This window comes from Microbacterium fluvii, assembly GCF_025515205.1.
GTDB lineage: Bacteria > Actinomycetota > Actinomycetes > Actinomycetales > Microbacteriaceae > Microbacterium > Microbacterium fluvii.
This window is the reverse complement of record NZ_JAOPFX010000001.1, coordinates 990,378-1,012,169: the sequence shown is the minus strand read 5'-3', so window position 1 is coordinate 1,012,169 and position 21,792 is coordinate 990,378. Positions and strand designations below refer to the sequence as shown.

Genomic DNA, 21,792 nt, shown 5'->3' with positions numbered 1-21,792 from the left:
TGGTGATGAGCGGATCGAGCGGTCCCGACTATCCACGGGTCGGTGGTAATGGCGGGGTCGCCAATTGTGCGGGTCCCCGTCCCGACAAACCGCTCCAAGCACCCAACGAAGCGGTCGTCGAGACTCTCAGCATCGGCGACGTCATGCATCTGTCCCTTCGGGAGAACCCGACGCCCGTGATCGCGGTGGTAACCGACGATGGCCGCGAGGCCGGTGCGATCATCCCCGAGGAGTTCCTGATCTCGTGCCTGCAACAGGGGGTGCAGTACACGGCGACGGTGGTGTCCATCCGGGGCGGGCACGTGATGCTCCGGATCGCCGCGACATGATCATCGGCGGCGGAACGTATCGCGAGGAGGTGGACTCGACTGGGCACCGCGAGGACGTTGGCGGGAGCGGATTCCGGGCGGCGTCTTTGCTTTCCGGCGCTGACGTCGAATTCGTCACCGCCGTCGAGGATGGCTTCACGCCGCTACTTGAGGGCGCCTGCGGCCTGTTGGGCATCACGACGCGCAACGTCGGTCGAGATCGAGCCGTCGGCTTCCACTACCGCGCTCCCTTCGTTGAACCGATGATCCGCGGAAACGCAGCTTCCCTGGATCACCCGTTCGACGTCGCCGGCGAGGACGTACTCGCGTTTGGCATAGTCGAGCGAGGTGCCCGTCAGATCACCGCGACCACGCTCGTCTACGATCCGCAGTCGACCGACGACGCCCTCTTCACGCAGGAGCGCCCACCGTGGGACGCGCCAGCGCGCCTCGCGATCTCCGCCAACGCGATGGAGACGCGCGCGTTCACTGGAGGTGTCGACGTCGAGGACGCAGCACGGGAGATGGCGGAGACGCTGGGGGCTGAAGTCGTGGTCACGAAGGCCGGCGCACGCGGGTGCCTTGTCACCGAGCGAGACAGCCAACGCCAGACCTGGGTGGGCGCCCACCCGACCGCCACCGTGCACAAGCTGGGCAGCGGCGACGTCTTCTCAGCGGCGTTCGCACACGCGTGGCAAAGAGGAAGTGAACCGGTGGACGCGGCCCGATTCGCGAGCGCAGCGACCGCCTGGTGGTGCGACGGCAACGGCGTCCAGCTCTCCCCCGCAGCACTCGCCGGTGAAGCACCGGAAGCCGGCAGCGACGAACTCGACAACGCCGGTCGCGCCCCCCTGATCTATCTCGCCGGTCCGTTCTTCTCGATCGAGCAACGCTGGCTTATCGATCAGTGCAAGACCTTCCTCGAGAGCGCTGGTGCCCGGGTCTTCAGCCCTGTCCATGAGATTGGGCTCGGTGGCCCGGAAGTTGCCGAAGCCGACCTTGCCGGCCTCTCCCGCTGCGACGCGGTGTTCGCGATCCTCGACGGCTGGGACCCGGGAACCCTGTTCGAGACGGGCTGGGCGACCGCGCGCAGCATCCCGGTGGTCGCCGCCGGCGGTATGGGGCACGCAGAGGGGGCGACGATGCTGCTCGGCACGGGCGCTGAACAGCATGCGGACTACACCTCGGCGATGTACCGCGCGATCTGGAGGGGGCTCGGTGTCGGAGCATCATGAACAGGCGGTCGTGACGTCTGACTCAGTCCTCCTGTTCTCTGGCGGCCTCGACAGCACGGCCCTCGCGGCGATTTATCGGCCGCAGCTGCTGCTGTTCGTGGACTATGGGCAAAGGCCTGCCGACCTCGAGCGGCGGGCGTCACGCCGCGTGGCTGAACTCCTCGACCTGAGGCTCGTGGACGTTTCCCTAGGAATCTCCGCGTTCGGCTCCGGGCTCCTCCGAGAGGAAGGCGGAAGTCAGCCCAGCGCCGCACCGAGCCCCGAGTGGTGGCCGTACCGAAACCAGTTCCTCGCGACCGCCGGGGCGGCGGTCGCACTCCAGCACGACCTCACGGCGGTGATGCTCGGGTCGGTGGCGCCGGACGGCGAACGCCATCTCGATGGCACCGCCGAGTTCTATACACGTCTGGACGCGCTGACGTCCTACCAAGAAGGCGGAGTGCACGTCATCGCGCCCGGGATACACCGCACCACCGAGGATCTCCTTCGTGCGTCGGACCTCGACGAGCGGATCCTCGGATGGACCGCCTCGTGTCATCGTTCCAACCTTCCCTGCGGGCAATGTCCTGGTTGTTGGAAGCGAGTGCAGGTCCTCGCGGCGTACGGCGTCGAGGGGTACGAATGGGGGACGCCATCGTGAGCGACCAGGACCTGATCGTGACGGTCAGTCAGGAATTCGAGTTCCACGCCGCGCACTTCCTGGCATGGCACCCCGGCAAGTGCAAGAACCTGCACGGCCACTCCTACCGCGTGCAAGTGGACGTCCAAGGCCCGCTGGACGAACGCGGCATCGTGATCGACTTCGACGAGCTGAGCGACGTCGTGTGGCGGGAGATCCTTGAGCCACTCGATCACACCCTTCTCAACGATCACCTCGACAACCCGACCGCAGAGCGGCTCGGGATCCACATCCTCCGCAAGGCAGACGCGACCGGCTTGCATCTCAGCGAGGTCCGGGTCTGGGAGACAGCCAAGTCACTGGCTGTAGTCCGCCGTGCGCTGCAGTGACCGTCCTACAGGTCAACGAGGTCTTTCGCTCCTTCCAAGGTGAGGGACCGAGCATGGGTCAGGCAGCAGTTTTCTTGCGCCTCGCGAACTGCAATCTCAATTGCTCTTGGTGTGACACGCGGCACAGCTGGGACTGGGCTTCGTTCGATCCTGCAGACGAGCAGCATGAGATTGAAGCATCGGAGCTGATGGCGCAGCTCATCGCCGAGCTGCAGGATGTGCGCCTGCTCATCGTCACTGGCGGCGAACCGTTGCTTCAGCAGCCGGCCGTCAGCGAACTCGTGGTCCTTCTGCGCCAGCGCATGCCGGACCTCCGCGTCGAAATCGAGACGAACGGAACGGTCAGCCCCACGTCGCGCGTCTCGGACGTGATCGACTTGTTCGTAGTGAGCCCCAAACTCAGCAACTCCGGAATAGTTGAGAAGCGGCGAGTACGACCGAGCGCGCTCGCGTCGTTTCCAGCGGATCGCTCCGTCCTGAAGTTCGTCGTCACCGGCACCGGTGATCTGGCCGAAGTCGCAGAGATCCGAGCGATCGCCAATGTTCCGCCAGAGCGGACTTGGATCATGCCGGAGGGCACAACACCCGATCTGATCACACAAGGCCTACGAGCACTCAGCGGGCCCGCACTCCAGCTTGGGTACAGCTTGTCCTCACGGCTGCACATTCAACTGTGGGCAGACGCGCGCGGTAGGTAGCGCGCGCGTCGGGGGTAACGGTGCGCACTTGCCGGGACTCCAATAATCGACGACCGCAATCCCCTGGTCAGAAGTGAAATCGGCGTAGCGCATCGTTCGCATACTGGGCACTCAGGCGCGGAGGCACCGCCAAGAAGGTTCCGATCCTGATAGACAAACGCCCGATCAGACAAACTTTCGTGTGTCTGATCGGGCGTCCGATCGGTGGACCTGAGGGGATTCGAACCCCTGACCTCCTCGATGCGAACGAGGCGCGCTACCAACTGCGCCACAGGCCCGTGAACCTCAGCAACACTATCACGCGGCGAGGGCAGCCCCGACCGCGCTACTGCCCCACGGCGCGCTGCGCGAGCAGCTCCCGCACGTGCGCTTCGATCTCGGCATCCGACGCCGTGCGGGCGATCCGGGCCGCCTGGATCGACGGGGGGCGACGGGCTTCCGCGCGCGCCCGCATCGCCTCTTCGAGGGCCGCCTGCTGCAGCGCCTCCCTGGCCTGCACGGCGTCGAGTTCGACGGCCGCGCGCGACCCCGCCGACGCCGTGAGGGGCCGGGGCAGCGACCTCGGCTGCCAGGTGCGCTCGTCGACGAGATCGACGTCCTGCACGCCGGCGACGCGCTGCGGCGCAGCATCCACCGCCACGGTGCGCACCGCCGCGCGAGCGGTGACCCTCGACATGCGGCGCAGCAGCAGTGCGGCTGCGCCCACGACCGCCACCGACGACCACAGCAGGCCCTGCGCCCCTGTGTCCACGACGAGCCAGGCACCCGTGCCGGCCCCGACGATGCCGAGCATCGCCACGACCGTCAGCAGCAGGCGCACGCGTCGCCGCGCCCTGGCGCGCCGGGCCTCGGGGCTCTCGCTGGCCGCGATGCGCTCGAGCTTCGCGCGTTCGAGGTCGACCTTGGCCTGCGCGAGAGCCGCCTGCTCGCGCTGCGCCATCGCCTGCCTGGCGAGACGCTGCTGCGCGAGAGCGGTGCGGGCGGTGAGCTCGAGCTGCACCTCCTGAGGGGTGCTGCTGGTCTCGGCGAGCACCCGCAGCGCCTGGTTCAGGCGCACCGCGTTGCGCTCGACGGCGTCGTACTGCCGGCGGCTGTGCCAGCTGGGCAGCAGATAGACGAGCCAGAGCAGCACGGCCACCAAGACCACCACGCCGCCTCCGAGCACCTGCCCACCCATGCCGCCAACGGTATGCGACGGTGGGCCCCGCATCGCGGCACCGGCGCGCGTGTCGCGCGACGAGACGTGCCGACTACGCGTGCAGGCGGTCTGCGGGCGGGATGCCGGCGGCTCCCTGCGGCGCCCGGCCCTGCGCCCATCGGCGCAGCACCCCCTCCGGCACCTCCTCGCGCACGAGCGCGAATGTGTAGTGGTCGCGCCAGTCGCCGTCGATGTGGATGTAGCGCCGCCGCATGCCCTCGTAGCGGAAGCCGAGCTTCTCGACCACGCGCAGGCTCGCGGCGTTCTCGGGGCGGATGCAGATCTCCATGCGGTGCAGGTTCAGCTCGCGGAAGCAGATGTCGGTGGCCAGCGCGACCGCGGCCGGAGTGATCCCCCGGCCCGCGAAGCGCTCGGCGACCCAGTAGCCGATCGTCGCCGACGCCAGCGATCCCCTGGCGATGCCCCACACGTTGAGGGTTCCCACGACTTCGTCGTCCCAGAGCATGACGAAGGGCACGCCCTGACCGTCACGATACTGCTGGAGCAGGCGCCGGATGCTGCCGCGCATGTCGAGCGAGATCACCCCGTCAGGGCTCGTGGCCTCCCACGGTCGCAGCCACGAGCGGTTCGAGACCAGCTCCTGCTGCAGCACCCGGGCATCACGGGGACGCACGAGGCGGATCGACACCCTCCCGTGCTGACGCGGCACCGACAGGTCCAACGCCTCTCCCCCGCTCCCGCAGCGTCACAGACCCGCTGCGAACTCCTTGAACCACGGACGAAGATCCGGGCCGAGATCATCGCGGTCCACCGCGATCTGCACGATGGCCTTGATGTAGTCCACCCTATCGCCGGTGTCGTAGCGACGACCGCGGAACACCACGCCGTAAACGCCGGGGCCTTCGGGGTGGGCCGCGAGCTCCTGCAGCGCGTCGGTCAGCTGGATCTCGCCGCCCTTGCCTGGCTCCGTGCGCTCGAGGATGTCGAACACGGTCGGCGCGAGCACGTAGCGGCCGATCACGGCGAGGTTCGAGGGCGCGTCTTCGGCCTTGGGCTTTTCGACCAGACCCGTCACCTTGACGATGCCGTCGGTCTCGGTCGGCTCGACGGCCGCCGCACCGTACATGTGGATGTGGTCGGGGTCGACCTCCATCAGCGCGATCACGGCGGCGCCGGTGCGCTCGTGCAGTGCCAGCATCGTGGTGAGCAGCTCGTCGCGCTCGTCGATGAGGTCGTCGCCCAGCAGCACGGCGAACGGGTGGTCGCCGACGTGCGCGCGGGCGCGCAGCACGGCGTGGCCGAGGCCCTTGGGCTCCCCCTGGCGCACGAAGTGGATGTCGGCCAGATCCGTCGAGCGCTGCACCTTCTCGAGCTTCTCGCGATCGCCCTTCTTAAGCAGGTTGAGCTCGAGCTCCGGCACCGAGTCGAAGTGGTTCGACAGGTTGTTCTTGTTGCGCCCGATGATGATCAGCACATCGTCGATGCCGGCCTGGACGGCCTCTTCGACGACGTACTGGATCGCCGGCTTGTCGACCACGGGCAGCATCTCTTTGGGCATGGCCTTGGTCGCGGGCAGAAACCGCGTTCCGAGACCTGCGGCGGGGATGACGGCTTTGAACGACTTCACGGCTGACATGGGCGCCACTCTATCGGGGCGCCTAGAATCGACGCATGTCCGACGCCATCGCCGACGCGAAGCGCGCGCTGCGCGCCGACCTGCGCGAGCGCCGCCAGACACTGTCTCCGCAGGCCAGGCAGGCGGCGTCCACCGGTGTCCGCGCGCAGCTCGACGCCCTGGTCGACCGCCTCGGCGCCCGCTCGGTGTCGTGCTTCCTGTCGACGCCGACCGAGCCCGACACCCGCGCATTCATCGACGCGGCCGTGGCCCGCGGCATCCGCGTTCTGCTGCCGATCACCCGCGAAGACGGCCTCCTCGACTGGGCCGTCGCCTCCCAGGAGGCCGACGTCACCGAGGGCCTGTTCGGCATGCCGGAGCCCGTGGGCGAGTTGCTCAGCCCCATCGCAATCAACGACGTCGACCTGATGATCATCCCCGCCGCCGCCGTGGACGTGCACGGCATGCGCCTGGGCTGGGGGCGCGGCTACTTCGACAAGACGATCGGCTCGATCGAGGGCTGCCCCGACGTGTACGCCGTCGTCTTCGACTCCGAGATCCTCGACGAGGTGCCCAGCGACGTGCACGATCAGCCCGTCGACGGCGTCGTCACCCCCACCCGCACCATCGATCTCGCCTCCGCGCGACGCTGAACCCTCTGGAACACCATGCCCACCTACGCCTATGCCTGCCGCCAGTGCGGCCACCGTTTCGACGCCGTGCAGTCGTTCGCCGACCCCACCCTCACCGAGTGCCCGGAGTGCGGCGGAGCCCTGCGCAAGGAGTACGGTTCGATCGGCGTGACCTTCAACGGCTCGGGCTTCTACCGCACCGACTCGCGCCCGTCCACCCCGGCCGCCTCGGCTGGCGCGTCGGAGTCGTCTTCGACATCATCGAAGTCTGAGGCAAAGGCCTCGCCCGCACCGTCGGGTTCGTAGCGTCGGCCAGGAGCCGGCATCAGTGAGGGGGCTTCCCGCATGATCAAGGGCTTCAAGGACTTCATCCTCCGCGGCAACGTCATCGACCTGGCCGTCGCGGTCGTCATCGGCACGGCGTTCACCGCCGTGGTCACCGCCATCGTGTCGTCGATCATCAATCCGCTGATCGCGATCTTCTGGAAGCCCGACGAGAACGGTGTCTCGGGCATCGAGGTGCCCGACCTCTACGGCGGCACCGTGACGTTCCCGGTCGGCGACCTCATCAACGCCATCATCAGCTTCCTGGCCGTCGCCATCGTGGTCTACTTCGTCTTCGTCTACCCGATGAACGTCTTCAAGGAGCGCGCCGAGCGTCGCAAGGGCGTCGTCGCCGACGAGACCGCTCCGCTTCCCACCGAGCAGGAGCTGCTCGTGCAGATCCGCGACCTGCTCGACAAGCAGACGCCGGCTCCGAAGGCCTGACCTGCGCACTCCTCCACTTCCGCGAGTTGGCATCTGTTGTCGCGTCGCGGGCGGCCGCGGCGACAACAGATGCCAACTCGCGAAATGGTCAGTAGTGCGGGGGGACGTCGCGGCGCATGCGCTCGTCGTTGGGACCGGCGGATGCGGCCGCCTCCGGCGCGTCGTTGGGCTGCACGTCGGCCGGCACGGGCTCGCCGGTCGTGCCCGGCGCGGGCGTGAGCTTCGCGCGGCGGCTGCCGCGCACGCGCACGACCCGCTGACGGTCGGGCACGGCACCCGCCGCACCCGCAGCGCCCGCGGCTTCCTCGGCACCGGAGGGCGCCGCATCCGCCTCGCTACTCGATGACATCGACCGGCTGGGTCTCCTGGTCGTTGGTCGCCGCCTCGGGCGGCACCCCCAGCAGACCCGCAATGCGTGCGGCGACCCCCGCAGGATCGCTGTACAGGTCGAACGAGTGCACGCGCACGTAGTGCCAGCCCAGCCGCCGCAGAATCTGCGGGCGCAGCCGCAGCGACTCGCGCAGCGACTCGCCGATCGTCTCGGGGTCGCTCTCGACCACGACGGCCTTGCCGCCGTACTGCGCCACCAGTGGCAGCAGGCCGCGATAGTGCACATCGACCGAGACCCCCAGGCGTCGCAGCTCGCGCGCGAGGGTGCGGGTGAGCGGGTCGGCGAGGTCTTCGAGTCGTGCTTCGCGCGCGCGGGTCGCGACGCTGCCGAGGATGCCCATGAGGGTCGCGGCGCCGTACTCGAGGCGTCCGTCGTCGAACGCCGACGGACGGATCGACGAGACGATCACCATCGACCGCCGCGCCCTGGTCATCGCGACCGTCAGCAGTCGATCGCCGTCGGGCGTCGACAGGTCGCCGAAGTCGCTGAGCACGCGCCCGTGCTTGGTGAGACCGAAGCCGAGCGAGAGCACGACGCGGTCGCGGCTCTCGGCGACCGACTCCTCGAGCGTGAGCACCGCGAACGGCTCGGCCGTCTCGCGCGAGACGAAATCGGCGACGTCGGAGCGTCCGGCGAAGGCCGCCTCGACGGCGGCGCGGATGCGGCCGGCATGGCGCTCGCTGGCGGTGACCACCATGAGCGACTCGCTGCCCCTGTTCACCGCGTGCTCGACGACGAGGGTCACGACCCTCGCGACCTCGGCGTCGGGACTCTCGACAGCACCGCTGACGGGATCGGGCGCACCCGTGCCGCCCTCGACGTAGTCGACGCTCAGGCTGCCGCGGCCGAGGTACGAGCCCGCCCACGGCAGCGAGACGAGCTCTCCGCCGTAGAAGGTCTCGTTCACGAGCTCGGCGAGGTCTTCGCCGCCGGCGCGGTAGCTGCGGGTCAGGGTCTCCACCGGCAGCAGCTCGGCCAGCCGTTCGAACACGCTGACGTCGTCGAACTCGACCTCGAGCTCGTCGTCGGGGCCCGGCAGGCCCGCCGCGACGCGGAAGGGCGTCGGGCGCTGCGTCACCGGGTCGCCGAAGGCCACGACCTGGCGGGTGCGCCGCAGTGCGGGCGCCACCTCGGCCAGCGAGAGCGCCGCGGCGTCGGCCAGCAGCACGACGTCGAAGGCCATCTCGTCAGGCAGCAGCTGCACGTCGTAGGGCGACGCGATCCACACCGGTGCGAGCGTGCGCAGCAGCGTGGGCGCGGCCGCGGCGAGGCGCGCCGTGCTCGGCTCGCCCTGGGTGAGGGCGCGCTTGAGGGCGGTCGCCTCGGCGGCGTGGTCGACGATGCCGATGCGCCATTGGGTCGCCAGCTGCGCCGCGAGCACCTGGCCGGATGCCGCCTGGTGGGCCTCGTCGACGAGCCGGAAGTCGCGCTCCAGCCGGTCGGCGACCGCGGTGTTGGCGCCCAGCAGGGCCCGGTCGGTGCGCAGCAGGTGCTCGAGCGCCGACTGCCACCACGCATACTCGAGCTCGTCGGCCACCCGCTCTTCCGGCACGTGGCGCACCGAAAGCTCGGTGAGCAGGGGCTCGAGCCCCAGGGCCGCGAGGTCTCCGCGCAGGGTGGCGCGCTCGACGAGGTTGTCGAACACGGCCGACTCGGCCGCCAGCGAGGCCAGCGTGCGCACGAGGTCGGTGACAGGCAGGCTCGACAGCGCTGCCGCCTCCGACCGGCCGAGGGCCGCATCCAGCTCGCGCAGCTCGGCGTCGACGCGCTGCCAGGCGACCTGCACGTCGGCCAGGCCCAGCGGCACCTCGGGCACGACGCCGGCGTCGACGAAGCGCTGCCATTCGGTGCGCTGATGCTGGATGCGCACGAGCGCCTCGTGCATGTCGGTGATGTGCACGCCGGGGCGGATGTACTCGCGCGAGAGGCGCCGCAGTCGCCGCCGGTCGGCACCCGAGAGGCTCGAGGAGTCGCGGCGGGGCGCATGCGCCTGGATGAGCTCGTTCAGCGGCCGCTCGAAGACGGTGGGGCTGAACTTGTCGAGGGAGTCGCGGATGCCGCGCAGCAGCCGCAGGTAGGCGCCGAGCTCGGTGATCGTCTCGAACGGGCGCATGCGCGTCTGGCCGATGAGCTCGTACCCGCGCTCGAGCAGGGCGGGTACGTCGTGCCGGTGCAGCTTCGCGGCGCGCGCGTGGGCTCCCCTGGCCTCGGCGGTGGTGTCGAACGACACGCCGTACCAGGGCGAGTCGGCGGGCCCGAAGCGGAACTCGCCGAGGCGCGCGGCGGCGGCGAGCTTGACGCCCGCCTCGGCCCGCTGGGTCGCCAATCGGCTGAGGGTGTCACGGTCGAAGCGGGTCTTGGCGCTCGGCGATGCGCCGCTCTGCGACAGCTCCGAGAGTCGGCGCAGGATCTCGAGCACCGAGACCCCGAGGCTTCCGTGCCGCACCGTAACGGCCGAGCGGTAGTCGCGTAGCACCGAGCGCAGGCGCACGAGCGCATCGTCGACCTCGGCGCTCTTGGGCGGCTGCGCCTTCTCGTTGCGGCCGATCGCGCGGATCAGGTCGCGGCGAGGCTGCCGCGGCGAGACGGCGAGTCCAGGCAGCCCGATGCCGGCGAGCCGGTGGCGCACTCCCTCGAGGCTCGAGCGACGCGCGCTGACCACGAGCACGCGCTTTCCGTCGCGCACGAGCGCACCGAGCGCGTTGATGACGGTCTGGGTGCCGCCGGTGCCTGGCAGAGTGTGCACGACGAGCGACTGACCCGCGGTGATGCGCGCGAGCACGCCCTCCTGCTCCGCATCGGCGTCGAGCAGCAGCTGATCGGCGCCCGGTGTGCGCTCGTCGGGGCTGACGACGGGTGCGGCCTTCGGCTGCGCCGCGAGAGCCTCCCGGTCGGCCACGTGGCCGGCGAGCGCGTTGAGCAGGGGGTGATCGAGTTCGACGGTGTCGCGCATCATCGGAGCGCCCACGTCGGCGAAGCTCGACACCACGAGGCGCGGCTTGACGACGAACGAGTCGATCGAGCGGGTGAGAGCACGCAGGTGGTCGATCACCGGCTGCGGCTTGAACACGCCGTCGTCGTGCGCGAGCGCGGCGAGCGCCCGGGAGTCGACCTGGATGCCGAAATGAACGCGCAGGGCGTGCACCAGTTCGGGGTTGACCACGAACGACGAGTGGAGCTTGAGTTCGAAGTCGGCATGGTGCCGTCGGATCGCGAGCGGGCGCAGCAGCACCGGCGCGGTGCACGGCGTGCCGCCGATCTTCCAGTTCGCAAGACCGACAGCCAGGTGCACGGGCTCGATGCCGCGGGCGGTGCGCAGCTCGACGTTCTTGGCGGTGATGCGCTCGGCGGCCAGCGTCGCCGTGCGCAGGGCCACCTCGTCGCGGAAGAGGTTCGACAGCAGCGTCGAGCGCCCGGTGAGGAACTGCGGAAGGCTCCCCGGGTGCGCCTTGGTGATCTCGATGCCCTCGTCGAGCCCGTCGACGAAGTGCAGCAGTGTCGAGCGCCCGCCCAGCTGGGCGGCCTGCGCGCGCAGTCGGTCGCGCTCGGGCTCGGCGACGTGCGCGACCGTCACCCCGGGCTCTGCCACTCCCAGGTCGCTCGGGGTCACGTCGGCCGTGGACACGGCCTCTCTCTCGCCGACCACGGCGCTGCCTTCAGCTCGCCACACAGCCCTCACCCTAAGCGCGGGTCGGGCGACCTCCCGGCATCTCGCGCGGGTTTCGCGGGATTGCCGACACGCCGCAGCACACCTCCTCCCCCGCGGCGTCGTCGCGCGACTTCTCCCGCGATCGCGCCCCGTCGCGCACGAGCGTCGGCGCGCGGCATCAAGATGGGGGCATGGCCGTCGCCTTCGCACCCTTCGCCTTCCGCCTCCACCCCTCGCCGATCGGCGACGTGCTGATCGTGGCCGGCGACTCAGGCATCGTCACGCTCCACCCGCTGCGCACTCCGCTCGACGACGAACTGCGCGTGCTGTCGCACCGGGTCGGCGGGCTCATCACCCCCGACGACACCATCGCGACCGATGCCACGGAGCAGCTCGACGAGTACTTCGCAGGCCGTCGGCGCGAGTTCGACCTGGAGCTGGACTGGCGCCTCGTCCGCGGATTCACTCTCGACGCGCTGCGGGCCGTGCAGCGCATCCCCTATGCCGAGCTCGCGTCGTACGGCGACGTCGCGGTCGACGCCGGCAGCCCGCGAGCATCGCGCGCCGTGGGCACCGCGTGCGCGACGACGCCGTTCTCGATCGTGGTTCCCGTGCATCGGGTCGTGCGCGCAGACGGCAGCATCGGCGAATACGGCGGCCACCCCGAGATCAAGCGCTTTCTGATCGACCTCGAACTCGAGGCACAGGCGGCGGGCGAGTAGGCCGCCTGCACGACACGGCCCGGGTGGGAGGAGCCACCCGGGCCGTGTCGTGCGTGGGCTCAGTGGCTGACGGCCTTCTCGGCGCCGAAGCCGGTGAGCGAGCGCACCTCCATCTCGGCGGCCTTGCGCTTGTCCTCCTTCGACGGACCGACGATGGAGCCGAGCCAGCCGAGCAGGAACCCGAGCGGGATCGAGACGATGCCGGGGTTGTTCAGCGGCCAGATCGCGACGCCGACGTTCTTGAAGACGCTCGTCTCGGTGCCCCAGAACACGGGCGACAGCACGATGAGGATGATCGCGGCGGCAAGGCCGCCGTACATGCTCCACACCGCACCGCGCGTCGTGAACCGACGCCAGAACAGCGAGTAGAGGATCGTCGGCAGGTTCGCCGATGCCGCCACGGCGAACGCCAGCGCCACGAGGAAGGCGACGTTCTGCCCCTGCACCCCGATGCCGCCGATGATCGCGAGGATGCCGATCACGATGACCGTGCGGCGGGCGACCTTGACCTCGCCGTCGGGCGGCACGTCGCCCTTCTTCACGACGTTCGCGTAGATGTCGTGCGCGAACGAGGCTGCCGCCGTGATGGTGAGCCCGGCGACGACCGCGAGGATCGTCGCGAACGCGACGGCCGAGATGAAGCCGAGCAGCAGCGGACCGCCGAGTTCGAGCGCCAGCAGTGGCGCGGCCGAGTTCACCCCTCCGGGCGCCGCCTTGATCGTCTCCGCCCCCACGAGCGCACCAGCGCCGTAGCCGAGCACGAGAGTCAGCAGGTAGAACAGGCCGATCAGCCAGATCGCCCACACGACGGAGCGGCGGGCCTCCTTGGCGGTGGGCACCGTGTAGAAGCGCATCAGCACGTGCGGAAGACCCGCCGTGCCGAGCACCAGCGCGATGGCCAGCGACAGGAAGTCCCACGGGTTGTGGCCGTACTGCAGGCCGGGGCCGAGGATGTCGGCGGTGCCGGCGGACTCGACGGCGCTCTCGAGCAGCGTATTCAGGCTGAAACCGTTGATCGCCAGCACCCAGATGGTCATGACCAGCGCGCCGCCGATGAGCAGGAACGCCTTGACGATCTGCACCCAGGTGGTGCCCTTCATGCCGCCGACGAGCACATAGACGATCATGAGCACGCCCACGACCGCCACGACGATCGACTGGCCCACCTGCTCGGTGATGCCCAGCAGCAGCGAGACGAGGCCGCCGGCGCCGGCCATCTGGGCCAGCAGGTAGAAGAAGCACACGGCCAGGGTGGTGATCGCGGCCGCCATGCGCACGGGGCGCTCCTTCAGGCGGAACGAGAGCACGTCGGCCATCGTGAACTTGCCGGTGTTGCGCATGAGCTCGGCCACCAGCAGCAGGGCGACCAGCCACGCCACGAGGAAGCCGATGGAATAGAGGAACCCGTCGTAGCCGTTGACGGCGATCGCGCCGCAGATGCCCAGGAATGAGGCGGCGGAGAGGTAGTCCCCCGAGATCGCGAAGCCGTTCTGGGGGCCGGTGAACGACCGACCGGCGGCGTAGTAGTCGGCCGCGGTCTTGTTGTTGCGACTGGCCCGGATCACGATGAACAGGGTCACGGCCACGAAGGCGCCGAAGATCGAGATGTTGAGCACGGGGTTGTTCTCGACGGTGTCGACGGCGGCCTTCACCGAGGCGAAGAGGTCGTTCACGCGGCGCTCCCCTCACGGCTCTCGAGATCATGGCGGATCTCTTCGGCGATCGGGTCGAGCTTGCGGTTGGCATACGAGACGTAGCCCATCGTGATCGCGAACGTCGTGACGAACTGGCCGAGACCCAGCAGCAGCCCCACCGTGATGGCGCCCCACACGGGCTGCGCCATGAACTCGGGGGCGAACGACGACAGCAGCACGAACGCGAAGTACCAGACCAGGAAGGCGACGGCGAAGGGGAAGACGAAGCTGCGCTGACGCCGTTTCAGCTCGACGAACCGCGGCGACTCCTCCACCGCGATGTAGTCGATCGCGCCGGGCGGCGCGGCTTCGGTGGGGGTCTCTGACATGTGGCCTCCTTGCCTCATGACACCGGCGCGTCGGTGCGCCTGTGGGGTATCCTCGACGCTACGAAAGGCGGCGAAGAGGCCGTCACCCCCGGAAGTAGGTAGTGCGTGCCACCCCTTGCCGAATCGGTCAGCGACGCTCAACTGGTCTCCAGCGCCGTCGAGACGCTCGCGAAGCGCACGCGCTTTCCGGTGGCCTTCGGCGGGCTCGAGCACGACGGCTCGGTGCACGTGAGTGCCATCTTCGGCGGGCAGACCCGCACGCTCGAGGGTCTGGTCGTGCGGGCATCTCGGGGCCTGGGCGGTCGGGCGCTCGTCGAGAAGCGCGCACGACTGGCGCTGGACTACGGCTCGTCGCGCAGCATCACCCACGACTACGACCGCGCCGTGCTGGGCGAGCACATCTCGACGCTGTTCGCGGTGCCGGTCGTCGTCTCAGGCAGGGCCCGCGCCGTGCTGTACTGCGGCTCGCGCGGGCGCGCGCCGGTCGGCGATGTCGTGGCGCAGCCGGCACTCGCCGTCGCCGAAGAACTCGCCACCGAACTGCGCGTGCGCGATGAGGTGGCGCGGCGCATGAGCCTCATCCCCGCGCGCACCGACGCCCTTCCGGCGGCGGCCGTCGAAGAACTGCGCGAGACCTACGCCGAACTGCGCAGCATCGGCGCGGAACTCGACGACCCCGCACTGCGATCGCGGCTGGCGGCGCTGGAGGCACGAGTGGCCGGGCTCTCGTCGCCGCCTGCGGCAGCCGACCTCGTGACGGACGTGCACCTGGCCCCCCGCGAGCTCGACGTGCTCGCGCGCGCGGGCCTCGGTGAGACGAATGCCGAGATCGGCCTCACGCTGGGCCTGAAAGAAGGCACGGTCAAGAGCTACCTGCAGTCGGCGATGGCCAAGCTCGACGCCTCGACACGCCACGCCGCCGTGGCGAAAGCTCGTCGCGTCGGCATCCTGCCTTGAGTAGGGTGCAGTCATGGCTCGCAGAATCGTGCATCAGCTCGTCGACGACATCGACGGCACCCTCCTCGAAGTCGGCGACGGCGAGACGGTGCTGTTCTCACTCGACGGCATCGCCTACGAGATCGATCTGACCGACCAGCGCGCGGGCGAACTGCGCGCTGCGCTGGCGCCGTACGTCACGGCCGGCCGCCGGGTCTCGTCGGGCGCGCGGGCGACCGCCGCCCCGTCGGCCAAGCGTCGCCGCACCGGCCAGCAGGACTACGGCCCCATCCGCGAATGGGCCAAGAAGAACGGGTACCAGGTCTCGGAGCGGGGCCGGGTGCCGGCATCGGTCATTGAGGCCTACGAAGCCGCGAACTGAACCGCGACTGAAAGCCCGCGCATAGCGCGCGGCAACGGCGCACATCGCCGGGGCGCGTAGCAAAGGGGAATGCACAAGCCCCGCAGACGCCTCCGCACCGCGCTCATCGCCGGCGGCCTCGTCGTGCTGCTCGCCGCAGGCGGCGGCACGGCGTGGGCCGTCGACCGGTTTCTCGTCGAGCATGTCGAGATCGCCGACACCACCGCTTACGAGGCGGCCAACTCCTCCGTCGCCACCGACGACACCGAGACGGATGCCGAGACCTCCGTCGATGTCTCGACCGTGGTCACCGGCTCCGGCGACGACCAGGTCACCTACTACGTGGCCGAGGTCACCCTCGGGGAGGCCACCGACCTGCGCTCCGCCTTCGCGAAAGACCAGTTCGGCGAGAACATCACCGAGACCACGAGCGCGATGGCGGAGGCCAACGATGCGCTCTTCGCGATCAACGGCGACTACTACGGATTCCGCGACACAGGCATCGTCATCCGCAACGGCGTCGTCTACCGCGACGAGCCGGCCAGAGAGGGTCTCGTCTTCTACACCGACGGCACCGTCGAGGTGTACGACGAGACGACCACGACGGCCGACGAGATGCTCGCCGACGGCGCCTGGAACACGCTGAGCTTCGGCCCGGCCCTCGTCGAAGACGGCGAGGTGGTCGCCGGCATCGACGACGTCGAGGTCGACACGAACTTCGGCAATCACTCGATCCAGGGCGAGCAGCCCCGCACCGCGGTCGGGGTGATCGACGAGAACCACCTCGTGTTCGTCGTGGTCGACGGCCGCGACACCGGCTACAGCCGGGGCGTCACGATGACCGAGCTCGCCGAGATCATGGTGAGCCTGGGCGCCACGACCGCCTACAACCTCGACGGCGGCGGCTCGTCGACGATGTACTACGACGGCGAGGTGGTCAACCAGCCCTCCAACGGCGGCGAGCGCGGCACCAGCGACATCCTCTACATCGCGGGGTGACGCCATGATCGTGCTGATTCCGGCCTACGAGCCTTCCGCCGTGCTTCCCCACCTCGTCGCTGCGATCGGCGAGGCCGACCCCGAAGCGCAGGTGCTCGTCGTCGACGACGGCAGCGGCATCCGCTATCGCCCCGTCTTCGACGACGCCGTCGCCGCCGGGGCGGTCGTGCTCACGCACGAGAGCAACCGCGGCAAGGGCGCGGCCCTGAAGACCGGGTTCGCCCACATCGCCACGGCGTGGCCGGGCGAAGACGTCGTGACCGCCGACGCCGACGGGCAGCACACCGTGCCCGACATCGTGCGCGTCGCCGACGAACTGCGGCGCGACGCCGCGGCCGAGCGGCCCGCGCTCGTGCTCGGTGTGCGCGTCTTCACCGGCGACGACGTGCCTGCCCGCAGCCGCTTCGGCAACACGGTGACCAGGTGGCTCTTCCGCGCCGCCTCGGGCACCGCCGTCTCCGATACGCAGACGGGTCTGCGCGGCGTCCCGGCGACGATGCTCGACTGGCTCCGGCAGCTGCCGGGCGATCGGTTCGAGTACGAGCTGACCATGCTGCTGCGGGCGCCCAGGGCGGGCTTCGCCCTGCGCGAAGTGCCGATCACGACGGTCTACCTCGAGCAGAACGCCTCGAGCCACTTCCGGCCGATCGTCGACTCGCTGCGGGTGATGCTGCCGATCCTGCTGTTCGCGGGGTCGTCGCTGCTGGCGTTCTTCGTCGACACGGTGGCCCTCCTCGCGTTCAACGCGCTGACCGGGTGGCTCATCCCCTCGATCATCGCCGCGCGGGTGCTCAGCGCCGGCGTCAACTTCACCGTGAACCGCCGGGTCGTCTTCGCCCGCGGCGGGCGCATCGGCGTGCAGGCTCTGCGATACGGCGTGCTCGCGCTGGCGCTGCTGGCCTCCAACATCGCGTGGATGGCGTTCCTCACCGATGCCGGAGTGCCCCTGCTCCTGGCCAAGATCACGACCGAGATCGTGCTGTTCGTCATCAGCTACGGCGTGCAGCGCGGCTTCGTGTTCGGCGCCGAGGGCGCAGCCGCAGAACTCGTAAGTGCGGACAAGACGCGTCATAGCAAGCGCATAGGGGGCGACGTTCGAATGGGTGAACACATCGTGAACATCGGGAGAACGACACCATGACCATCAACGCCCTCATCCTCATCGGGATCGACCTGGCGGCGATCCTGCTGCTGAGCTTCGGCCTGTACTACCGCCGGCACCACCGCCGCGACCTCGTGGTCGCCTTCATCGGCGTCAACGTCGGCGTGCTGTCGGTGGCGACGGTCCTCGGCACGGCCGAAGTCGCGATGGGGCTGGGCCTGGGCCTGTTCGGTGTGCTGTCGATCATCCGCCTGCGCTCGTCCGAGATCTCGCAGCGCGAGGTCGCCTACTACTTCGCGGCGCTCGCGATGGGCCTGATCAGCGGGCTCCCGCAGACCGACCTGTGGCCGGTCGCCCTCATCGCGCTGATCCTCGTGGCCATGTGGGCCGCCGATCACCCGGCGCTGCTGGCCCGCAGCCGCCACCAGATCATCCGCGTCGATCGCGCCATCAGCGATGAGCAGGAGCTGCGCGACGAGCTCGAGGCGCGGCTGGGGGCGGAAGTCACCTCGGCCTCGGTGCAGGAGATCGACCTCGTCAACGACACCACCCTCGTCGACGTGCGCTACAAGGTCGGCGTCGGCGCTCGCCGCGCCGTCACCGAAGGAGCCGTGCGATGACCGCCGATGCCCTCGAGCGCTTCGCCCCCGTCGCACTCGACGAGCTCGTCAGCGAGGCGGGCCTGCTCACCCGGGTCGACCGAAAGTACCTCGTGCCGCGCGGTGAGCTCGACGCCATCCTCGGCGCGATCGACGAGCCGGCTCGCGTGCTCGAGATCGACGGTGCCCGCCGATTCGGCTACGCCTCGGTCTATTTCGACACCCCCGACCTGCTGAGCTACCGCATGGCCGCCCAGCCTCGGCGCCGCCGGTTCAAGCTGCGCACCCGCAGTTACCTCGACGTGGGCACCTCGTTCCTCGAGATCAAGACCAAGGGCGCCCGAGGCACGACGGTCAAAGAGCGCACCGAATACGACCCCGAGCTGGTCGACGTGCTCACCGACGACGCCCGCGACGAGGTCGCCGCCGCGTTCGACACGATCGGCGTGGCCGCCGACCGCGCCGACGACCTGCTGCCGACGCTCACGACCCGCTACCGCCGCGCCACGCTGCTGGCCGCCGACGGCACCGGCAGGGCGACGATCGATACCGATCTGCAGTGGATCGACATCGACGGCAGCGGGTTCGAGCTGCCGCACCTCGCGATCGTCGAGACCAAGTCGCCGGCATCCGCCTCGCGCATCGATCGGATGCTGTGGCGCTGCGGTCACCGGCCCGCATCGGTGAGCAAGTACGCCACCGGCATGGCGGCCCTGCATCCGGGCCTCCCCCACAACAAATGGGCGCGCCTGCTGCGCACCTCGTTCCACGACGCCCGCCCCCTGACCCTTGAGGAGGAGTCATGCGCAACCGCCGCCTGATCCTGTCCGCCGTCCCTCTGACCCTCGCCGCCGTCGTCCTGGCCGGCTGCGCCGTCGACTCGGCCTCCACCGGCTCGTCGTCGGGCTCCGACAGCTCGACCCAGACCGCCGCTGTCGTCGACTCCGACCTGACCGCCGAGGCGGTGCTGGCCGCCAACGAGGACTCGAGTGTCGTGCGAGACGACGAGTGGTCCGAGAGCGATGCGCAGGACATCACACTGAGCGGATCGACGGCCACGACCTCGGCCGACGGCGTGAGCGTCGACGGATCGACCGTGACGATCACCGCCGCCGGGGTCTACCGGGTGACCGGCACCCTCGCCGGCCAGATCGTGGTCGACGCCCCCGACGATGCACTGGTCGTGCTCATCCTCGACGACGCCGAGGTCGACAACGCCTCCGGTGCCGCCATCGAGGTGGTCGCCGCCGACGACGTGGTGATCTCGCTCGCCGAGGGCTCGACCAACTCCGTGTCGGATGCCGCGTCGTACGACGACTCGGCCGACGCCAACGCCGCGATCTACTCCGACGCCGACCTGACCATCACCGGCAGCGGGTCGCTGGAGGTCACCGGCAACGGCAACGACGGCATCACCTCGACCGACGACCTGGCGATCCTCTCGGGCACGATCACGGTCGATGCGGCCGACGACGGGCTCCGAGGCAAGGACTCCCTCGTGATCGAGGGCGGCACCGTGTCGGTCACCGCCGCAGGCGACGGCCTCAAGAGCGACCAGGACGAGGACACCACCCGCGGCTACATCGTGGTCGAAGACGGCACCGTCACGATCGACGCCGGCGACGACGGGTTCGCCGCCGCGACCGACGTCGTGATCACCGGGGGCACGATCGACGTGACCGCGGGCTCCGGCGCAGATGCCGAGGTCGGCACCGACGAGTCGCCCAAGGGCGTGTCGGCCGGCGTCGTCATCGTCGTGGAGGGCGGCACGCTCTCGGTCGACGCGGCCGACGACGCGCTGCACTCCGACGGGTCGATCGGCATCGGCGGGAGCACGATCACCGTCGCCGCCGGCGATGACGGCATCCACGCCGAGCAGGCCCTCGAGATCCGCGACGGGTCGGTCACGGTCTCGCAGTCCGAAGAGGGCCTGGAGGGCGTCGACATCGCCATCTCGGGCGGCGACATCTCGGTGACCGCCGCCGACGACGGCGTCAACGCCGCCGGCAACTCGGAGTCGACCGACGGCGGCGGCGGGGGCGGAGGCATGCAGGACACCGGTGAGACGCTCGTGATCAGCGGCGGCACGCTCGTCGTCGACGCGGGCGGCGACGGCCTCGACTCGAACGGGTCGCTGACCATCTCGGGCGGCGACATCACCGTCTACGGGCCCACCAACGACGGCAACGGGGCGCTGGATTCCAACGGCGGCATCACCGTCACCGGCGGCACGCTCATCGCGATCGGCAGCTCGGGCATGGCCGAGAGCCCCGGAGAGGATTCGACGCAGGGCTGGGTCGCCGCGACCGTGAGCGGTTCCGCGGGCGACGAGATCCAGATCACCGACTCGTCGGGCACGGTGCTCGCCACCATCACCTCGCCCAAGCAGTACGGCTCGGTCGTCTTCTCGTCGGCCGATGTGAGTGACGGCGCGGAGTACAACGTGGTCGTGAACGGCTCGACCGCCTCGACCGTCACCGAAGGCACCGCGATCGCCGGAGGCATGGGCGGCGGTCAGGGCGGCGGCGACCAGGGCGGCGGCCCCGGCGGCGGTCAGCAGCCCTGACCCCCGGCATCCGCCCCTCACCGCAATGTGGCACCTCCAGTCGCCTTCGCCCCGCGCGAGCGACCAGGGGTGCCACATTGCGCATGGGTGTCTCGTCCAGCTGCCTCCGCAACTTGGCAGATCTGGTCGCCCACGGGCACGGCAGACGACCGAAGGTGCCACATTGCGGGAGGGGGCGGCCCCGTTGAGGGCTACTGCGCGGCGGCGACGGCGTCGGAAAGGCGCGCGGCATCCGTGCCGTCGCCGAGGATCTCGAAGACGGATCCTGCGACCACGAGCGTCGGAACGCCCGTGATGGTCTCATCGGTGCCCTCGATCGTGCGGCCCACCCAGTAGTCGTTGGATGCCGTCACCCAGGCCGCGAAGCGCTGCTCGGTCACCGCCTCCGAGATGTCGGCGGTCACGCCGGCCTCGGCGGCCATGGCCAGGATGTCGTCGTCGGTGGGCGCGCCGGCCTCGGTGACCTGGTTCTGCTGCAGCAGCGCATAGAACGCGGGCAGCACGTCGGATTGGCCGGCATCCACCACGGCGGCCAGCGCGTTCGCGGCGCGGGTCGACCAGTCGGTGGTGTCGCCGCGCTTCTCGCTGACGTAATTGACCACGTGCAGGTTGAGCGTCACCTCGCCGTCGGCGACCCATTGGGTGAGGTCGTCGCCGATCTCGGCTTCGAGGCTCTGGCAGTGCGGGCACGACATGTCGGTCCACTGGTCGATGACCACCGGCCCGTCGCCCGCCGTGAGGGCGAACGAATCGGTGCCGGCGGGCGCGACGACCGCCTGGCTCTCGGTGGGCTCGGCGTCTGCGGTCGCCTGGCAGCCTGCCAGCAGCAGAACACCGGCGGTGACGATGGCGGCCAGGGCGCCGATGCGTGTGCGGAGATGCGGCATCGCACCAGTCCACTCCACCCGTCGCTCACGTCGAAATGCCTCGTGCCCGACCGCCAATCCTCGCGCGCATGTGGTCTGACCATATGTGGACACCCGACAGATCGGCCCGGTCGGACAGCATCCGCCCCACCTCT

Annotated in this window: 24 protein-coding genes and 1 tRNA gene; 16 read left to right on the top strand and 9 right to left on the bottom strand. The window is 69.8% G+C overall.

Annotated features, from left to right (window positions below):
• Positions 1–5 precede the first annotated feature (5 nt).
• The 5 genes from OAW74_RS04655 to OAW74_RS04635 are packed head-to-tail and all read left to right on the top strand — an operon-like array spanning position 6 to position 3,249.
• On the top strand, positions 6–329 hold the full coding sequence (locus OAW74_RS04655; protein WP_262873162.1) for a hypothetical protein: 324 nt from the start codon (positions 6–8) through the stop codon (positions 327–329).
• A complete protein-coding gene (locus OAW74_RS04650) occupies positions 326–1,543 on the top strand; it encodes a PfkB family carbohydrate kinase (protein ID WP_262873161.1) in 1,218 nt (405 codons plus the stop codon). The genes OAW74_RS04655 and OAW74_RS04650 overlap by 4 nt, the downstream gene beginning before the upstream one ends.
• Positions 1,527–2,183, top strand: coding sequence for a 7-cyano-7-deazaguanine synthase (locus tag OAW74_RS04645; RefSeq protein WP_262873160.1), 657 nt, complete (start codon positions 1,527–1,529; stop codon positions 2,181–2,183). Before OAW74_RS04650 ends, OAW74_RS04645 begins: the two co-directional genes overlap by 17 nt.
• A complete protein-coding gene (gene queD, locus OAW74_RS04640) occupies positions 2,180–2,551 on the top strand; it encodes a 6-carboxytetrahydropterin synthase QueD (protein ID WP_262873159.1) in 372 nt (123 codons plus the stop codon). Before OAW74_RS04645 ends, queD begins: the two co-directional genes overlap by 4 nt.
• Before the next feature lie 53 nt (positions 2,552–2,604).
• Entirely contained in the window at positions 2,605–3,249 is a 645-nt protein-coding gene (locus tag OAW74_RS04635) for a 7-carboxy-7-deazaguanine synthase QueE (RefSeq protein WP_345448886.1), read from the top strand.
• 205 nt (positions 3,250–3,454) lie between these two features.
• Here OAW74_RS04635 and OAW74_RS04630 read toward each other — a convergent pair.
• From OAW74_RS04630 to galU, 4 genes are all read right to left on the bottom strand, one after another.
• A tRNA-Ala gene (locus OAW74_RS04630) sits at positions 3,455–3,527 on the bottom strand.
• 47 nt (positions 3,528–3,574) lie between these two features.
• Positions 3,575–4,426, bottom strand: coding sequence for a large exoprotein (locus OAW74_RS04625; RefSeq protein WP_262873157.1), 852 nt, complete (start codon positions 4,424–4,426; stop codon positions 3,575–3,577).
• A 73-nt stretch (positions 4,427–4,499) separates the two neighbouring features.
• Complete coding sequence (locus OAW74_RS04620; RefSeq protein ID WP_262873156.1) at positions 4,500–5,129, bottom strand: GNAT family N-acetyltransferase; 630 nt, start codon at positions 5,127–5,129, stop codon at positions 4,500–4,502.
• Positions 5,130–5,153: 24 nt separating this feature from the next.
• On the bottom strand, positions 5,154–6,044 hold the full coding sequence (gene galU / locus OAW74_RS04615) for a UTP--glucose-1-phosphate uridylyltransferase GalU (RefSeq protein ID WP_262873155.1): 891 nt from the start codon (positions 6,042–6,044) through the stop codon (positions 5,154–5,156).
• Between the two features lie 35 nt (positions 6,045–6,079).
• Between galU and OAW74_RS04610 the strand changes: the two genes are divergently transcribed.
• Genes OAW74_RS04610 through mscL form a run of 3 tightly spaced genes read left to right on the top strand, consistent with a single transcriptional unit; the run spans position 6,080 to position 7,423 of the window.
• Complete coding sequence (locus tag OAW74_RS04610; RefSeq protein ID WP_262873154.1) at positions 6,080–6,676, top strand: 5-formyltetrahydrofolate cyclo-ligase; 597 nt, start codon at positions 6,080–6,082, stop codon at positions 6,674–6,676.
• A 15-nt stretch (positions 6,677–6,691) separates the two neighbouring features.
• Positions 6,692–6,961: an FmdB family zinc ribbon protein gene (locus tag OAW74_RS04605; protein ID WP_262873153.1), complete on the top strand. Its 270-nt coding sequence runs from the start codon at positions 6,692–6,694 to the stop codon at positions 6,959–6,961.
• A gap of 39 nt (positions 6,962–7,000) precedes the next feature.
• Positions 7,001–7,423: a large conductance mechanosensitive channel protein MscL gene (mscL, locus tag OAW74_RS04600; RefSeq protein ID WP_262873152.1), complete on the top strand. Its 423-nt coding sequence runs from the start codon at positions 7,001–7,003 to the stop codon at positions 7,421–7,423.
• A gap of 88 nt (positions 7,424–7,511) precedes the next feature.
• Here the strand turns inward: mscL and OAW74_RS04595 are convergent, their stop codons facing one another.
• Together OAW74_RS04595 and OAW74_RS04590 are read right to left on the bottom strand one after the other, a co-directional pair.
• A complete protein-coding gene (locus OAW74_RS04595; RefSeq protein ID WP_262873151.1) occupies positions 7,512–7,772 on the bottom strand; it encodes a hypothetical protein in 261 nt (86 codons plus the stop codon).
• A complete protein-coding gene (locus OAW74_RS04590) occupies positions 7,759–11,439 on the bottom strand; it encodes an AAA family ATPase (protein WP_262873150.1) in 3,681 nt (1,226 codons plus the stop codon). The genes OAW74_RS04595 and OAW74_RS04590 overlap by 14 nt, the downstream gene beginning before the upstream one ends.
• 215 nt (positions 11,440–11,654) lie before the next feature.
• Between OAW74_RS04590 and OAW74_RS04585 the strand changes: the two genes are divergently transcribed.
• Complete coding sequence (locus OAW74_RS04585) at positions 11,655–12,185, top strand: methylated-DNA--[protein]-cysteine S-methyltransferase (protein WP_262873149.1); 531 nt, start codon at positions 11,655–11,657, stop codon at positions 12,183–12,185.
• A 59-nt stretch (positions 12,186–12,244) separates the two neighbouring features.
• Here the strand turns inward: OAW74_RS04585 and OAW74_RS04580 are convergent, their stop codons facing one another.
• Both OAW74_RS04580 and OAW74_RS04575 read right to left on the bottom strand, forming a co-directional pair.
• Positions 12,245–13,858: a solute symporter family protein gene (locus tag OAW74_RS04580; protein WP_262873148.1), complete on the bottom strand. Its 1,614-nt coding sequence runs from the start codon at positions 13,856–13,858 to the stop codon at positions 12,245–12,247.
• Complete coding sequence (locus OAW74_RS04575; protein WP_262873147.1) at positions 13,855–14,208, bottom strand: DUF485 domain-containing protein; 354 nt, start codon at positions 14,206–14,208, stop codon at positions 13,855–13,857. Before OAW74_RS04575 ends, OAW74_RS04580 begins: the two co-directional genes overlap by 4 nt.
• A gap of 105 nt (positions 14,209–14,313) precedes the next feature.
• Here OAW74_RS04575 and OAW74_RS04570 point away from each other — a divergent pair, with 105 nt between their 5' ends.
• From OAW74_RS04570 to OAW74_RS04540, 7 genes are all read left to right on the top strand, one after another.
• Entirely contained in the window at positions 14,314–15,165 is an 852-nt protein-coding gene (locus OAW74_RS04570; protein ID WP_262873146.1) for a helix-turn-helix transcriptional regulator, read from the top strand.
• Positions 15,166–15,178: 13 nt separating this feature from the next.
• Positions 15,179–15,526, top strand: coding sequence for a histone-like nucleoid-structuring protein Lsr2 (locus tag OAW74_RS04565; RefSeq protein WP_262873145.1), 348 nt, complete (start codon positions 15,179–15,181; stop codon positions 15,524–15,526).
• A 69-nt stretch (positions 15,527–15,595) separates the two neighbouring features.
• The gene (locus OAW74_RS04560; protein ID WP_262873144.1) at positions 15,596–16,504 is read left to right on the top strand and encodes a phosphodiester glycosidase family protein; all 909 of its coding nucleotides are present in this window, start codon (positions 15,596–15,598) and stop codon (positions 16,502–16,504) included.
• A gap of 4 nt (positions 16,505–16,508) precedes the next feature.
• Complete coding sequence (locus OAW74_RS04555) at positions 16,509–17,645, top strand: bifunctional glycosyltransferase family 2/GtrA family protein (RefSeq protein ID WP_262873143.1); 1,137 nt, start codon at positions 16,509–16,511, stop codon at positions 17,643–17,645.
• Positions 17,642–18,226 carry a DUF4956 domain-containing protein gene (locus tag OAW74_RS04550; RefSeq protein WP_262873142.1) on the top strand — a complete coding sequence of 195 codons (585 nt, stop codon included), beginning with the start codon at positions 17,642–17,644 and terminating at the stop codon, positions 18,224–18,226. The genes OAW74_RS04555 and OAW74_RS04550 overlap by 4 nt, the downstream gene beginning before the upstream one ends.
• A complete protein-coding gene (locus OAW74_RS04545) occupies positions 18,223–19,026 on the top strand; it encodes a polyphosphate polymerase domain-containing protein (RefSeq protein WP_262873141.1) in 804 nt (267 codons plus the stop codon). Before OAW74_RS04550 ends, OAW74_RS04545 begins: the two co-directional genes overlap by 4 nt.
• The gene (locus tag OAW74_RS04540; RefSeq protein ID WP_262873140.1) at positions 19,008–20,771 is read left to right on the top strand and encodes a carbohydrate-binding domain-containing protein; all 1,764 of its coding nucleotides are present in this window, start codon (positions 19,008–19,010) and stop codon (positions 20,769–20,771) included. Before OAW74_RS04545 ends, OAW74_RS04540 begins: the two co-directional genes overlap by 19 nt.
• A gap of 191 nt (positions 20,772–20,962) precedes the next feature.
• Here OAW74_RS04540 and OAW74_RS04535 read toward each other — a convergent pair whose 3' ends face one another.
• Positions 20,963–21,658: a DsbA family protein gene (locus tag OAW74_RS04535; RefSeq protein ID WP_262873139.1), complete on the bottom strand. Its 696-nt coding sequence runs from the start codon at positions 21,656–21,658 to the stop codon at positions 20,963–20,965.
• Positions 21,659–21,792: the final 134 nt, after the last annotated feature.

Coding starts and splice junctions, on each gene's coding strand:
- OAW74_RS04655 (WP_262873162.1), top strand. CDS start 6: ATGAGCGGATCGAGCGGTCCCGACTATCCACGGGTCGGTGGTAATGGC.
- OAW74_RS04650 (WP_262873161.1), top strand. CDS start 326: ATGATCATCGGCGGCGGAACGTATCGCGAGGAGGTGGACTCGACTGGG.
- OAW74_RS04635 (WP_345448886.1), top strand. CDS start 2,605: ATGGGTCAGGCAGCAGTTTTCTTGCGCCTCGCGAACTGCAATCTCAAT.
- OAW74_RS04625 (WP_262873157.1), bottom strand. CDS start 4,426: ATGGGTGGGCAGGTGCTCGGAGGCGGCGTGGTGGTCTTGGTGGCCGTG.
- galU (WP_262873155.1), bottom strand. CDS start 6,044: ATGTCAGCCGTGAAGTCGTTCAAAGCCGTCATCCCCGCCGCAGGTCTC.
- OAW74_RS04610 (WP_262873154.1), top strand. CDS start 6,080: ATGTCCGACGCCATCGCCGACGCGAAGCGCGCGCTGCGCGCCGACCTG.
- OAW74_RS04605 (WP_262873153.1), top strand. CDS start 6,692: ATGCCCACCTACGCCTATGCCTGCCGCCAGTGCGGCCACCGTTTCGAC.
- mscL (WP_262873152.1), top strand. CDS start 7,001: ATGATCAAGGGCTTCAAGGACTTCATCCTCCGCGGCAACGTCATCGAC.
- OAW74_RS04595 (WP_262873151.1), bottom strand. CDS start 7,772: ATGTCATCGAGTAGCGAGGCGGATGCGGCGCCCTCCGGTGCCGAGGAA.
- OAW74_RS04585 (WP_262873149.1), top strand. CDS start 11,655: ATGGCCGTCGCCTTCGCACCCTTCGCCTTCCGCCTCCACCCCTCGCCG.
- OAW74_RS04575 (WP_262873147.1), bottom strand. CDS start 14,208: ATGTCAGAGACCCCCACCGAAGCCGCGCCGCCCGGCGCGATCGACTAC.
- OAW74_RS04565 (WP_262873145.1), top strand. CDS start 15,179: ATGGCTCGCAGAATCGTGCATCAGCTCGTCGACGACATCGACGGCACC.
- OAW74_RS04560 (WP_262873144.1), top strand. CDS start 15,596: ATGCACAAGCCCCGCAGACGCCTCCGCACCGCGCTCATCGCCGGCGGC.
- OAW74_RS04555 (WP_262873143.1), top strand. CDS start 16,509: ATGATCGTGCTGATTCCGGCCTACGAGCCTTCCGCCGTGCTTCCCCAC.
- OAW74_RS04550 (WP_262873142.1), top strand. CDS start 17,642: ATGACCATCAACGCCCTCATCCTCATCGGGATCGACCTGGCGGCGATC.
- OAW74_RS04545 (WP_262873141.1), top strand. CDS start 18,223: ATGACCGCCGATGCCCTCGAGCGCTTCGCCCCCGTCGCACTCGACGAG.
- OAW74_RS04540 (WP_262873140.1), top strand. CDS start 19,008: ATGCGCAACCGCCGCCTGATCCTGTCCGCCGTCCCTCTGACCCTCGCC.
- OAW74_RS04535 (WP_262873139.1), bottom strand. CDS start 21,658: ATGCCGCATCTCCGCACACGCATCGGCGCCCTGGCCGCCATCGTCACC.